General features: G+C 33.4%; 16 protein-coding genes. 4 read left to right on the top strand and 12 right to left on the bottom strand.

Going from position 1 to position 12,368, the window contains the following annotated elements:
• Positions 1-215 precede the first annotated feature (215 nt).
• The 6 genes from ASG22_RS11490 to ASG22_RS11465 all read right to left on the bottom strand — a co-directional run bounded on the left by ASG22_RS11490 (position 216) and on the right by ASG22_RS11465 (position 5,201).
• Positions 216-1,562, bottom strand: a complete 1,347-nt coding sequence (locus tag ASG22_RS11490) for a T6SS phospholipase effector Tle1-like catalytic domain-containing protein (protein ID WP_055986784.1) — start codon at positions 1,560-1,562, stop codon at positions 216-218.
• 136 nt (positions 1,563-1,698) lie between these two features.
• Positions 1,699-2,376: a response regulator transcription factor gene (locus ASG22_RS11485; protein WP_055984380.1), complete on the bottom strand. Its 678-nt coding sequence runs from the start codon at positions 2,374-2,376 to the stop codon at positions 1,699-1,701.
• Complete coding sequence (locus tag ASG22_RS11480) at positions 2,345-3,100, bottom strand: sensor histidine kinase (RefSeq protein ID WP_238586907.1); 756 nt, start codon at positions 3,098-3,100, stop codon at positions 2,345-2,347. Before ASG22_RS11480 ends, ASG22_RS11485 begins: the two co-directional genes overlap by 32 nt.
• 23 nt (positions 3,101-3,123) lie before the next feature.
• Positions 3,124-3,732 carry a hypothetical protein gene (locus ASG22_RS11475; protein ID WP_055984374.1) on the bottom strand — a complete coding sequence of 203 codons (609 nt, stop codon included), beginning with the start codon at positions 3,730-3,732 and terminating at the stop codon, positions 3,124-3,126.
• Between the two features lie 20 nt (positions 3,733-3,752).
• The gene (locus ASG22_RS11470) at positions 3,753-4,496 is read right to left on the bottom strand and encodes a hypothetical protein (protein ID WP_055984371.1); all 744 of its coding nucleotides are present in this window, start codon (positions 4,494-4,496) and stop codon (positions 3,753-3,755) included.
• Positions 4,497-4,580: 84 nt separating this feature from the next.
• Positions 4,581-5,201 (bottom strand): DUF5715 family protein, encoded by a 621-nt coding sequence (locus ASG22_RS11465; protein WP_055984368.1) that lies wholly within the window; start codon positions 5,199-5,201, stop codon positions 4,581-4,583.
• A gap of 215 nt (positions 5,202-5,416) precedes the next feature.
• Here ASG22_RS11465 and aqpZ point away from each other — a divergent pair, with 215 nt between their 5' ends.
• On the top strand, positions 5,417-6,136 hold the full coding sequence (gene aqpZ, locus ASG22_RS11460) for an aquaporin Z (RefSeq protein WP_055984365.1): 720 nt from the start codon (positions 5,417-5,419) through the stop codon (positions 6,134-6,136).
• Positions 6,137-6,184: 48 nt separating this feature from the next.
• Here aqpZ and ASG22_RS11455 read toward each other — a convergent pair whose 3' ends face one another.
• The 4 genes from ASG22_RS11455 to ASG22_RS11440 all read right to left on the bottom strand — a co-directional run bounded on the left by ASG22_RS11455 (position 6,185) and on the right by ASG22_RS11440 (position 9,163).
• Positions 6,185-6,733, bottom strand: coding sequence for a hypothetical protein (locus tag ASG22_RS11455; protein ID WP_055984362.1), 549 nt, complete (start codon positions 6,731-6,733; stop codon positions 6,185-6,187).
• 14 nt (positions 6,734-6,747) lie between these two features.
• The gene (locus tag ASG22_RS11450) at positions 6,748-7,728 is read right to left on the bottom strand and encodes an acyltransferase (RefSeq protein WP_055984359.1); all 981 of its coding nucleotides are present in this window, start codon (positions 7,726-7,728) and stop codon (positions 6,748-6,750) included.
• Positions 7,729-7,906: 178 nt separating this feature from the next.
• Positions 7,907-8,698, bottom strand: a complete 792-nt coding sequence (locus ASG22_RS11445; protein WP_055984357.1) for a UDP-2,3-diacylglucosamine diphosphatase — start codon at positions 8,696-8,698, stop codon at positions 7,907-7,909.
• 18 nt (positions 8,699-8,716) lie between these two features.
• Entirely contained in the window at positions 8,717-9,163 is a 447-nt protein-coding gene (locus tag ASG22_RS11440; protein WP_055984354.1) for a 6-pyruvoyl trahydropterin synthase family protein, read from the bottom strand.
• 99 nt (positions 9,164-9,262) lie between these two features.
• On the opposite strand from ASG22_RS11440, the gene ASG22_RS11435 reads away from it, so the two are divergent.
• On the top strand, positions 9,263-9,760 hold the full coding sequence (locus ASG22_RS11435; protein ID WP_157844717.1) for a peroxiredoxin family protein: 498 nt from the start codon (positions 9,263-9,265) through the stop codon (positions 9,758-9,760).
• Position 9,761: 1 nt separating this feature from the next.
• On the opposite strand, the gene ASG22_RS11430 is transcribed toward ASG22_RS11435, so the two are convergent.
• Positions 9,762-10,145 carry an acyl-CoA thioesterase gene (locus ASG22_RS11430; protein WP_055984348.1) on the bottom strand — a complete coding sequence of 128 codons (384 nt, stop codon included), beginning with the start codon at positions 10,143-10,145 and terminating at the stop codon, positions 9,762-9,764.
• Positions 10,146-10,232: 87 nt separating this feature from the next.
• On the opposite strand from ASG22_RS11430, the gene ASG22_RS11425 reads away from it, so the two are divergent.
• Complete coding sequence (locus ASG22_RS11425) at positions 10,233-10,886, top strand: ComF family protein (protein WP_055984345.1); 654 nt, start codon at positions 10,233-10,235, stop codon at positions 10,884-10,886.
• Positions 10,887-10,969: 83 nt separating this feature from the next.
• Entirely contained in the window at positions 10,970-11,656 is a 687-nt protein-coding gene (locus ASG22_RS11420) for an alpha/beta fold hydrolase (protein WP_055984342.1), read from the top strand.
• Between the two features lies 1 nt (position 11,657).
• Here the strand turns inward: ASG22_RS11420 and upp are convergent, their stop codons facing one another.
• On the bottom strand, positions 11,658-12,311 hold the full coding sequence (gene upp, locus ASG22_RS11415) for a uracil phosphoribosyltransferase (protein WP_055984339.1): 654 nt from the start codon (positions 12,309-12,311) through the stop codon (positions 11,658-11,660).
• Positions 12,312-12,368: the final 57 nt, after the last annotated feature.

Genomic DNA, 12,368 nt, shown 5'->3' with positions numbered 1-12,368 from the left:
TTTAAAATTGTGAAAGGAATGACTGTACCTTAGCCCCGATTGGAGCAATTGTCTGAGCTCATTTCTTGATTTTTGGCTGCGGCGGCTTTGCCGCCGCAGCCAAAAATCAAGAAATAGCGAGTGCGGAAAGCGGGAAACAGCTTCAAAAAAATAAGACAAAAAAAGAGCTGCCTAACCAGGACAGCTCCACACCTAAATTTAAAACTGAAAAAGTACTAACATTTATTATAAAAATTTTCTTTTATTAATATTGTACGACTCCAATTATCGTTATTCGGAATATTAGTTCCGTATGCATAATCCACAATAGAGTCTTCTACATGATGGATTTCTGATTGTAATTTTGGTTGATTAGCATTGAACTGATCATCAGAATTGCTCGGCACATTCAAACCATTATTAATGAATTCTTCATTAACTCCCGTTCTGGAATTAAGCACTAAACCAGGATGATACAGCCCAAAATTTGCTGAAATATGCGTATAATCTGCTAATTTGCCGTAATCGTAATCAGGTTTTAAGCCTGAAGAAAGATTATTGATATAGTTTTCCAACGCATTAGAAAGTTCTATCAAATATGGATGAGAATTGGCATCAATGTCAAAATCAGTTTCACTAAAATTTGTTCTGAAAATAGGTTCTTCTGCATTAGATTCAATCAACATTAATTTTCCATATACTTTTGAAAGTTCGTTGTACACAAGATCTCTTTCAACATAAGCCTGAGAAAAAACTTCTCCTTGATCCACTTTATAATTTTGAAGAAGACTGTTCCATATTTTGTTCCCTTTAGAATCGGTAGCCGCTGTTCTTACATTTTCTACGTACGAAACCAAATCATTATTTTTAACAAAATTTGGAGAAACATATACCGACTGTGAACCTTCCAGATAACCACCACCTACATCAGCATGAGCTCCCGGCACAAAAATTTCTTTCCAAACAGAAGTCCCCGTGTCGGATTTTGTATCTTCGATATCTTTAGAATCCTCAAAGAAACCTGTCAGCGGAAAAAAATATCTGCATTCGTTTACTGCACAAATATGCAACGCTCTTTCCGTTCTCGGTAAAACTGTTACATTATAATCATTAAATGGAGCAGATTCTACCGTATCAAAAACTCCAAGAAACTTTATACGGATATTGCCCTGAATTTTTGAATCTGAACTTAATAATTTATTACATAAAGCCCTCGCCAACATACTTCCTCTACTGAATCCGTATACATAGAAATCATAATCTTTAGTACTATCAACGACTGTTTTACTGATAAAATCGTATGCTTTTCTCATTTTATCATCAGAAGAATACCCACTGTATCCCATAGGATTTTTGCAGGTTGCCATAGCGTAATCGCTGTCTTCAGAACCCGTAAAAGTTCCAATCCCTTCTATATAAACCTTTGTATCTCCAATGAATAACTCTGATAATTTATAAATATTGGTAATATTGTTATAATAGCTTTCGTTATTTTGTAATGGTTTCTGAGAGGATGTCGCATTCACCCCGTTATTTCCGGTTCCATCGAAGAAAATTCCGACCGAAATAATATTATTTTTCATTCTCTTTGTGGTTTTATATTTAATCTTCATATTAATAATGAAGCACTTATTTTATGAACCCTCCAAAGTAACGATGAAAAAAAGTGGTATTATAGAGTACAAAATACCAAATAAAAAATTCCGTATTTCTACGGAATCAAATTCTTTCTAACGGATAAATATTGTTGATAATTGCGTAAATCACAATTCCTACCGTATTTTTAGCGCCAATTTTTTCGACAATCCTCTGTCTGTGACTTTCAACTGTTCTTGGACTAATGAATAATTTTTCGGCGATTTCGTTATTGGTACATTCCTGACAGATCAATTTTACGACATCTTTCTCACGATCAGAAAGCTCGTCATCCATTTCAAAAAGCGTTCTTTTTTTCGTCGGGCTGTTCATGTATGAAAAAATCATCTGATGATCTTCCGGAGTGAAGAAAATTCCATTTCTGTGAACCATTGTAATGGCTTCTATAAAAGCATTTCTGTTGGAATTTTTAGGTAAAAAAGCAGAAACGCCTAACTTTACCATATATCCTAAAATCGTCGTTTTATAATGAGAAGAAAGGATGATAATTTTAAGATCCGGATATTTCTCTTTTAGAATTTCTACCAATTCAAAACCATTCATCGGCTGCATCTGAACATCAACCAAAGCAAGATCCGGAAAGTCTTCTTCAGAAATATTTTCCAGTGTCTCTAAAAAATCAGGTCCTGTGGCAGATGTTGAAACAACCGAAATATTCTGTTCGGAAGACAATAACATTTTCACCCCTTCAAGGATGAGCTGCTCATCATCAATTAATGCTATTTTGATCTGGGAATTCATTGTTGTATGGAATTTTAATAATTAAACGACTGCCCACATGAAGTGTATTTTTCCATTTGTGCGCAGCATTCATAGATTTTATTCTGGATTCGATATTTTTGATACCCATCCCTTTTTTCACCTCATCATATTCAAAACTCTTCCCATTATCTGAAATAATGACGGCAAGATTTGTTTTGTTATCCTTAATATAGATCCAAACTCTTGATGCTTCCGAATGTTTGAGAACATTGGTGGTAAATTCCTGAATAATTCTGTATAACTGAACTTCTATAAAAATGTCTTTTTTCTGAAATTTCGGGCTTACATTCATCGAAATATTGATTCTCCCCGATAAATTGGCGATCAGTTCTTCAATATACAATACCAAACCGACAGATTCTAAATTCACAGGATATAATGAATGTGAAATACTTCTTGCCGAATCTATTAATGAAGACATTTGTGTGGTAATGTTTTTCTTAATGATCTCATCACCTTTTGTATCTAAATTATTTAGCCATAATGAAAGAATATTCAGACGGTTCCCGATATCATCATGAATCATGACGGCAATTCTTTTTCTTTCCGATTCCTGCGCTTTAATATTTTCTAATACCAGTTTCTTCTGATGCTGAACTTCGGCTTCATGCTGTGCATTCTTTTCTTTCAAAATTCTCTGAATAAAACTGCGGTAAGCCAGCAAAATAAAAGACATGATGATTACCAGAACGACAATCAGCAAGATAAAAAAATTGATATTTAATGTTATTTCTTTAATCTTAAAAAGGTATAAATAATTGATAAATAAAGAAAACTACAAAGAAGATTATTCATACTCCAAATCATTTCGGCTTCTGTTTTCCCCAAATCTGAAAGCTGACGAAGGAGGAAAAATAAAAATACAGACAAACCGTAATACAAAAAAATAAAACTGTCTGCCAGCATAAATCTATCATTGATTTTACTGTTTTTAATTTCCATCAAAAGGGCGTATCCAGCCAAACAGATCACTACTATATTTGAAATTACCTTCTTAACATCACCTGTTACATTAGGAATATCAATAAAAACACCGCCCGCAAGTAAAACTAGCGGAATATACCAATAATATGATAGCTGAAACTTCCTAATAAACAAAACTCCTAGCAACAGCAGCTCCCCGGCAACATAGAAAGGAAAAATAAAACCCATATCTTTAATATTCAAAAGATATAGCGAAATTTTCACGATAGCTTCTATCAAAAAAAGAAAAATGATATAATAAACATACCATTTTTCTGTATTTTTAAAATATTTGTACTTAATAAGCCCTAAAGCAGCACAAATTAAAAGTAAACCATTATTGAGGTAAAGTATTACTTCGTATAGTTCCACAATATTTTTTTAGTTATAAATTAAATATACGGACATAGAGGCGGGCAAGGCTGTGACCAATCATACGTATTTGAAGTCTTTTGTATGCTCTCGTTATCTTCAGAATTACTAATATTACCATAAAAGGAAATAAAAATAAGTGTAGGTAACATTCTCTGATAAATATCAGAAAACTTCAATCCGAATGAACATACAACATTTGTAAGACCAGGTTTTGAAGGCATAAGATCTTTTGCCGGAACAAAAAACTGTCTGAAAACTCTCTGACCTTTAAACTCATTACACTCTCTGTAAAACCAAGTCATCGCTTCACTTCTCCATGATTCAATCGCTGCAAGTGCTTTGTCCTGCTCCATCATAGGTTGGGTAGCAATCGGAAACGAAATATTTGAGTTGTCGTCTACTTTCGTAAGTTCTTTTGAAAGAACCGCATTTCTCACCACAACATATTGTTCTGTTTCTGTAAGCCTCAGATCGTGAGTTAATTCTTCCAATGGTGCATAACAATAATCGTCTACGGCAATCTTATTTCCGCTCGCATCCAGAGGAGAAAGAATAATTACAACCTGATTATTGTAAATCCCCATCTCTACACAGAACTTAGAATTTTTGTTTCTGTCGTTGAGCCAGTTTATCTGATCCGCAGTAAGATTGAAAACATAATTGGTAGGAATAAGACTTTCAATTGATGAATAGTTTCCACAGCTGTTGTTCCATCCCTCAATCGCAACGCCGTACTCCTTAACATTGAATGTTGATCTCATAATAATTACATGGTATTTTTTAGTCGCATAAAATTATGCAAACTAAACTACCTGTGCAAGTATCTCACAAATAATTGAAAATCGTTAATAATTTCTAACCGTAATGTGGTAACAGCTTTGCTGTCTTTCTTTAATATAATAAATACGTCCCGCATTATAGTAATATTTTAAAACCTTCTCCAAAGCGGCCTCCATTTTAGGATTGCTCTTTAAAACACCATTAAAACGGACATAAGAAATATCAAAAGAATTACCGTAATTATGCGAACTTATACCCAGTGAAGCATTAGAATTAACTTTTCTTAATCTACACTGATCTTCCAGCGTTCTGGTAATAGATGATACTGTAAAACTATTCCCTTTGGTCTCTTTGCTGAAACGGGAACCCATTTTTTCAATCATCGATTTTCCCTTTGAAACCATCCAAGCTCGGCTGTAATCAAGCTTTTGAACCTGGTATCCTTTTCCCGTCTTTTTTATTTTATGAAATTTCCCGTTACTGATGTATTTCTGAACCGTTTTTGTATCGTTGAGCAATTTTACCCCGAAACTTTTGGAAGCATCCAGATGCGGTTTGTATAAGAATGTAGGTTCCACTCTTAAAACCTGTGTAAGATCGTAGCACGGTACTGTTTTTTTTGCTGCCTGAGAATAATAAGCACCATAACTGAAAGACGCCAATATCAAACACAAAAACTTTTTCATTGAAGATATTTAAATTATTAAAGTAAAAATCATCCTCTGTGTTATAAAAATCAACTATAACTCAAATATACACGAAAAAATTTAATTAAAAAACACAACAAAGTATTATTAAATTCCTAATTAATCATCAATAAAATTATCATATTTTAAATTTAAACACCTGTAATTTCATATTTAAATTATAAATTAGCTTTCTAATCTCAAAATACATAACAATGATGATCTCAAAAACTTCAAAATTTATTGCAGAAATGCTTGGTACTATGGTACTTGTTTTAATGGGCTGCGGCAGCGCAGTCATTGCCGGTGCAGACGGAACTACGGGAGTCGGACTTCTCGGGATTTCTTTTGCTTTCGGCTTAAGTGTTGTAGCAATGGCTTATGCTATTGGTCACATTTCCGGCTGTCATATCAATCCTGCAATTTCGATTGCCATGGTTGCGGCAGGCAGAATGAAAATGGATGAAGCATTCCGTTATATTATTGCGCAGATGCTTGGTGCGGTTATCGGTGCGGGCATCCTCTATATTATTTTTATAAATCATCCCGGCGCAGAAATGAAACCTTGGGCATTGGGTTCCAACGGTTGGGGAACAGGTTATCTGGATCAATACAACACAATGGCAGCATTTGTAGCAGAATTTATTTTTACTTTTATCTTTTTGATGGTGATTTTAGGATCAACGTCTACAAAAAATATCAACGGTGGATTTGCGGGTATAGCAATCGGTTTTTCCTTAGTATTAATACACATTGTAGGAATTAAAGTAACCGGAATCTCTGTAAATCCTGCAAGAAGTTTCGGGCCGGCAATATTTGCAGGCGAAGCAGCTCTTGAACAACTCTGGCTTTTCTTTGTAGCTCCTGTCTTAGGCGGAATTGCAGCGGCTTTCACTTATAATTTATTGATTGAGAAGCCGGAAACGGCAAAATAATAATCTCAAGATATATCAAAACAAATCCTGTCTGGCCAGACAGGATTTTTATTTTATTTTCTTAATATCAAAAGGATTTTTAAAGATCAGTTCTTCATGTTTTCCTTTAATTTCCATTTTACGATACAATAAATTCATTGCCATTTTTCGGAGAAAAAGATCTTTGTCATTTAATTTCCAATAAGAATCTTCGTGTACTCGTTTTGGTTTTCGGATGATATAAAATTCGGTTTCCCAGGAATCTACATTATGATAAAACTCAATAATTCCGCAATGTTCAGGAATTGATGAATGATCAATCATTCCCATCGGCAAGAGAAAACTGAAGGCGTTACAAACGTAATCTCCACAGGAAATTTTCTCGTGCTTTAAAAATTTTTCGCCTGTATTCGAATTGGTATAAGATTTTTTAAAATCATTCTTAAAATCACTTTTCGACAGCTTAATTTCAATTTCATGGCTGAAACCGTCTGCATCTACAATTAATATATCTGCTTCCCAATCTGCCTGAAAATGATTCGTCAACACAATTTCTTTCTCAAAATTACATTGAGAATAGATAAATGCATGAACTAACTCTTCTATTTTTAACTTCATAAACTTTATACAAACTATGAAACCAACAAACTACATCCCCGGATATCAGAATGATCAATTCTCCCCAAGACCTGAAATTGATCTCCTGTAATTTTCCCTAAATCCTGCGTTGCAATAAATGAACACGAATGAATATTAGCCAAATCAATAATATTAATTGCTCCGGTTCTACCCTCTTTTTCATAACTGAAAGGATCTTCTACATTTCTCACCATCACTTTCATCCAATTCGGACATTGATATATATTCTCTCCTAAAGAATAAGCCTGAGAAAGCAATTCCGTCATGGAATATTCTGAATAAATCTTATCTGTTTTAAAACCTTTCTGTAAAATTTTCAGCAATTCATCTTTCGTCATTTCTTCTTTTCTGCCCTTCATGCCACCGGTTTCAATGACTGTTAAATTAAGCGATTCAGAAATTGAGAAATTAAGAGATTCCAATGTATCCAAAAAATCAAGCAGGGCAAAAGAAACTCCGAAAAGAATTACTTTTTTATCTTTCAAGGTATTCAACAATGCAAATAAATCTGAATGATTGTAAAGAAAATATCCGTTTTCAGGTTTGGCAGATTTTTTCATCAAATAATCTACCATATATATTAACGAAGAATTTTGCTTTTCAAGATAACTTGGCAAAAGTCCCAGAAATATAAAATCTTCAGGCTTACCGATAAATTTCTCAAAACTTTTGTAAATACTTTCTTCATAAATATCGGTATCTGCAATAAAATGCTTTGACAAATTCATCTGCGTTGTTCCTGAGCTTTGAAAAAACAGATCAGCTGTTGCATTTTCGTTTAAAATCTTATGATTTTTAAACATTTCAATCGGCAAAAACGGAATTCCTGACAATTCTTTCACCTGATCCGGATTGATTTTGAGATAATCTACAAACTTTCTGTAGATCTCTACGTTATTATATTGATAATGGAATGTTTTTAATGACGCATCCAGAAAATCGTCTTCTGTAAGTATATCGAATATATTTTCCATTTCTAAAAAAAATATTTTACATCATGTTACCTCATTTTAAAGTAGGATAACAATCAAAATAAGTTATTTTAATATTTTTTTAATTTAAAAATAAATTTGTGGTCAAATGTTTGCAGTAAAATCTTCGGAATATGGATTAAAAACAAGAATGAATTTCGATTCATTCGGAGATTACCTCTTATGAGGTAATTTTTTTTGTGTTTTCTCCAAAAGTTTTCAATTCAAAATCATGCTCAAAAATACCGTATGTAAAATAGGAAATCCAATCTCCAAGATTCACATATTTGGCATTTTGTTCCAAATCCAATACCATTGGAAGGTGACGATGACCATAAATAAAATAGTCAATCTTCTGCGTTTTGAGCTTTTCTTTTGAATAAATAATCAGAAATTCTTTGTCTTCACCTAAAAATTCTTTGTCCTCATCTCCCGAAATCATTTTATTTTTCCGAGACATGTACAACGCAATTTTCATGGCAACATCCGGATGAATCCATTTAAAAAACCACTGCGCAACAGGATTGGTAAAGACTTTTTTCATTCTTTTATAGCCTTTATCGCCTGGTCCCAAACCGTCACCATGAGCCAATAAAAACTGTTTTCCGCCCATCTCGAAATATTGTTTTTTGTAAAAAACCGTACATCCTATTTCTTCTTCCAGATAGTCTTTCATCCAGAGATCATGATTTCCTACAAAAAAATAGACGTGAATTCCACGGTCTTTTAATTCTGCAATTTTCCCAAAAACCCGCACATATCCTTTGGGAATTACGTGTTTCCATTCGTGCCAGAAATCAAACAAATCACCCATCAAAAACAAAACCTGAGCATCGTTTTTTATTTCATCCATCCAACGAATAAACCGTTCTTCACGCACTTTGCTTTCCTTTGGAGTAGGCGCACCAAAATGCTGATCCGAAGCAAAATATACTTTTTTTCCAGGCTCTAAATTGATGGTTGTCTTTAGCACTTTCCGACTTTTTGTAAATTATTGATTATCTTCTGCAAACCATTCTCCATAAGAGTTTTCAGTCTCATGAAGTTTAAGATAAGCCAAAGAAATTCCTTCAGGAAGTTTTGATTTTACTTTTGCCGCAATGGCATATAACATATTTTCACAGGTTGGCTGAAATGTGCAATAAATCACTTTATGACCTTGATTTTCTAAACCTTCTCCCAATTCTCTGTGAGGCGAAAGTCCGTTGATCAAAACCGAATGATCCCAAACATCTACAATTTCAGATTTTACGATACTTTTGATATCTCCAAAATCCACCACCATCCCGTTTTTCGGGTTTTCCAAATCATTTACAGGCTTCCCTTTTACAGTTACAAACAGTTTATAGGAATGTCCGTGCATATTTTTACATTTTCCATCGTAGTTGTACAGCACGTGCGCCGTCTCGAATGTAAAAATTTTTGTAATACGTATCATATTGCAAAGATAAGGAATTTGGTTTGTTTCGTTTATTTTCTTTCAGGACAACAAAATTCATTTCCTGAAATAATAATTAAAATGATTCGTTCATTCATTATGAAAACAATAACCCTATTTTTAATGATCATCAGCTTCTCATTAGTTGCTCAACAAAAAAAATTCTGGACTTTTCCTGACCTTGAAAACAAAATCGGCAAACATTTTCCTATTGAGAACTACAAAGATCAGGATGGAAAAAATTTTAGTCCCAATGCTTTAAAAGGAAAAATGACGCTGATTAATTTTTGGTCGACGACTTGTGAACCTTGCATTAAAGAACTTCCGTATTTAAATAAATTAAAAGAAAGTTTAGGTAATAAAGCCAATTTCATTGCAATCACTTATGACAATAAAGAAAAGGTTGATAAATTTATCTCAACACAGGAATTTAATTTTCAACATATTACAAATTCCAGTGAAGAGTTAAAATCTTACTTTTCACTTTTAAGAAATTCTATGACGTTTATTATTGACAAAAATGGAAATATAAAGGAAATCACTGGAACTGTTGATGAAACTAAATTGGATACAATTGTAAAAATTTTGAGTGAATAATTTACAGTTGATTAAGCCAATCATTATTCAATCTTTTAATTTTCTGTGTTTCTTTATCAATAAAAACCCAAAGCGTTAAAGAATCAACAACCAACTTATCATTGCAATAAAACTCTACTTTTCTCGGCTGGCGAATTCCTTCCGGAGTTTTAGGATACGTTTTTACAGTAATAATATCACCTAAATACACTTGCTTTTTATATTGAATATGATGATCAAGAAGCATCCAGATGTCATTAGGAAAACCTAATTTGTCTTTTACAGAATCCCAATGTTCCCCGGCAATTTCTTCTACCCATTTTACATACTGAACATTATTTACATGATTATTTCCGTCGATATAATCTTCCCTTACCATTATTTGTTTTTCAAAAATCAAACCCATCTCCTTCAAATATTTACTCAAAAATAAAACATAAAAGTTAGAATTACAAAGTGTAAAAGTTATTATATTAGCAAAATAAACACACAAATGATTTTAGATATTTTCTTTCCGAATCGTTGCATTCAATGCAGCCGAATTATAGATGGCGACTTGTTGGTCTGCAATCTTTGTTTTGAACAAATCCATTTTACGCATTTCAATTATTTTGATGACAATTACATTAAAGAGAAATGTAAACTGCTTTTTCCTGTCGAAAATACTTTTGCTTTGATGCAATTTGAAAAAGAATGTTTAAGCCGGAAAATCATTCACGAGCTGAAATACAAAAGCAGAGAAAAAGTTGGAAAAACTGTTGCAGAATGGACAGTTGAACGATTGAATTTTGAAAATGACAAACCCGATTTATTGGTAACGATTCCGCTTCATCCGAAGAAATTAAAAGAAAGAGGTTACAATCAATTGCACTTATTTACGGAAACTTTGTCCGAATTTTACAATATTCCTTTTGATCATGAATTGATTAAGAGAAACCATTATTCTAAGGCTCAAGCTCTGAAGGATAAACAGCACCGTTTGGAAACAAAAAATACGTTTTCTATTAATAAAAATATTTCAGGGAAACATATTTTACTGATTGATGATGTTTTTACGACAGGAAATACGATTGCTTCGGTTGCCTGGGAAATTCTGAATGCAGGAAAAAATACAGTGAGTGTTTTGGTAATGGCGATGGATGAATAAATGAATTCTGTAGAATTTTTAATTTGCAGTTTCATCCTAAAACTTTCAATTCTTTTTCTTAATTTTCACATAAACTAATAAAAATGCCAAATCTTATTTTACTGCACGGAGCTTTAGGTCACAGCGAAATTTTTGAACCTTTCAAAAATGAACTTTCTCAATATTTCAAAGTTCATGCGCCTTTATTTTCAGGACACGGAAACACAGAACTTCCGGAAAACAGAATCACCATTGAAAAATATACGCAGGAATTAAAAGAGTTTATTGCTAAAGAAAACCTGAATGATATTTATATTTTTGGACACAGCATGGGCGGCTACGTTGCACTTTGTTATGCTTTGGAAAATCCTGAAAATTTAAATTCCATTATGACTTTGGGAACAAAATTCGATTGGACAGAAGAGCAAGCCTTGAGAGAAAGTAAGATACTGAATCCCGATATGATTGCTGAAAAAGTTCCAAAGTATGCAGAATTGCTAGAAAAGCAACATGGTGAAAAATGGAAGCAACTTCTTCCTGCGATTGCTGAAATGATGATTTCTTTAGGTAAAAATCCGCCGCTTAAAGATCAATTGACAACGATTAATTTTCCGTTACAGATTATGGTTGGTGATAAAGACAATATGGTTACACTTGAGGAAAGCATAGACGTTTACAGGAATCTGCCAAACGCAAAATTGGCCGTACTTCCAGATACAAAGCACCCAATGGATAAAGTACGACCCAATTCATTATTGAATCTGATGAAAGATTTCTGGAATCTCTCTTAGATTATCTCTGAAGTTTCTCACCGTAGCTTAGATCTCCAGCATCGCCTAAACCTGGTGTGATGTAGCCTTTTGCGGTTAAATTTTCATCGATTGCTCCTACCCATATTTTTGCATCCGGATACGCTTTTTCGATAGTTTCAACACCTTGTCTGGATGCAATTGCTGCCACGACATGAAGCTGAGTCGGAGTTCCATTGGTTAATAAATCTTTGATCGCTTCAATTAAAGACGCTCCGGTTGCCAGCATCGGATCTGCAACAATTAATGGTCTTCCGTCGATATTCGGACACGTTAAATAATCCTGTTTGATAGAAAAATAATCGTTGGCATCATGTTTTCTGTAAGCCGCAACAAAACCACAATCTGCTTTATCAAAATAATTTAAAATTCCCTCAAATAAAGGAACTCCCGCTCTTAAAATAGTCGTAATAACAGGTTGAACAGCAATTTCCTTTACCTTAATAGCATCTAAAGGTGTCTGAATTTCAATTTCTTTATGTTCTAAACTTTTACTTATTTCGAATGCCGCAATTTCCCCGATTCTTTCCATATTTCTACGGAATCTCATTCGGTCATGCTGGATTTCAATATTCCTCAGTTCATTGATCCATGAATTTATAAGCGAAAACTGTTCAGATAAAACTATTGTATTCATTATTTGAGAGAACTTTTTATTAAAGATATAAAATTTAAGTAAGACTAAAAATCCCTC

Origin of the sequence: Chryseobacterium sp. Leaf405, assembly GCF_001425355.1 — a bacterium.
Lineage (GTDB): Bacteria > Bacteroidota > Bacteroidia > Flavobacteriales > Weeksellaceae > Chryseobacterium.
This window is presented reverse-complemented; position numbering and strand designations above follow the sequence as displayed.

What these genes read in the sequence shown, in the direction of transcription:
- ASG22_RS11490 (WP_055986784.1), bottom strand. Translation starts at nt 1,562, where the DNA reads ATGAAAAATAATATTATTTCGGTCGGAATTTTCTTCGATGGAACCGGA.
- ASG22_RS11485 (WP_055984380.1), bottom strand. Translation starts at nt 2,376, where the DNA reads ATGAATTCCCAGATCAAAATAGCATTAATTGATGATGAGCAGCTCATC.
- ASG22_RS11470 (WP_055984371.1), bottom strand. Translation starts at nt 4,496, where the DNA reads ATGAGATCAACATTCAATGTTAAGGAGTACGGCGTTGCGATTGAGGGA.
- ASG22_RS11465 (WP_055984368.1), bottom strand. Translation starts at nt 5,201, where the DNA reads ATGAAAAAGTTTTTGTGTTTGATATTGGCGTCTTTCAGTTATGGTGCT.
- aqpZ (WP_055984365.1), top strand. Translation starts at nt 5,417, where the DNA reads ATGATGATCTCAAAAACTTCAAAATTTATTGCAGAAATGCTTGGTACT.
- ASG22_RS11455 (WP_055984362.1), bottom strand. Translation starts at nt 6,733, where the DNA reads ATGAAGTTAAAAATAGAAGAGTTAGTTCATGCATTTATCTATTCTCAA.
- ASG22_RS11450 (WP_055984359.1), bottom strand. Translation starts at nt 7,728, where the DNA reads ATGGAAAATATATTCGATATACTTACAGAAGACGATTTTCTGGATGCG.
- ASG22_RS11440 (WP_055984354.1), bottom strand. Translation starts at nt 9,163, where the DNA reads ATGATACGTATTACAAAAATTTTTACATTCGAGACGGCGCACGTGCTG.
- ASG22_RS11435 (WP_157844717.1), top strand. Translation starts at nt 9,263, where the DNA reads ATGAAAACAATAACCCTATTTTTAATGATCATCAGCTTCTCATTAGTT.
- ASG22_RS11430 (WP_055984348.1), bottom strand. Translation starts at nt 10,145, where the DNA reads ATGGGTTTGATTTTTGAAAAACAAATAATGGTAAGGGAAGATTATATC.
- ASG22_RS11425 (WP_055984345.1), top strand. Translation starts at nt 10,233, where the DNA reads ATGATTTTAGATATTTTCTTTCCGAATCGTTGCATTCAATGCAGCCGA.
- ASG22_RS11420 (WP_055984342.1), top strand. Translation starts at nt 10,970, where the DNA reads ATGCCAAATCTTATTTTACTGCACGGAGCTTTAGGTCACAGCGAAATT.
- upp (WP_055984339.1), bottom strand. Translation starts at nt 12,311, where the DNA reads ATGAATACAATAGTTTTATCTGAACAGTTTTCGCTTATAAATTCATGG.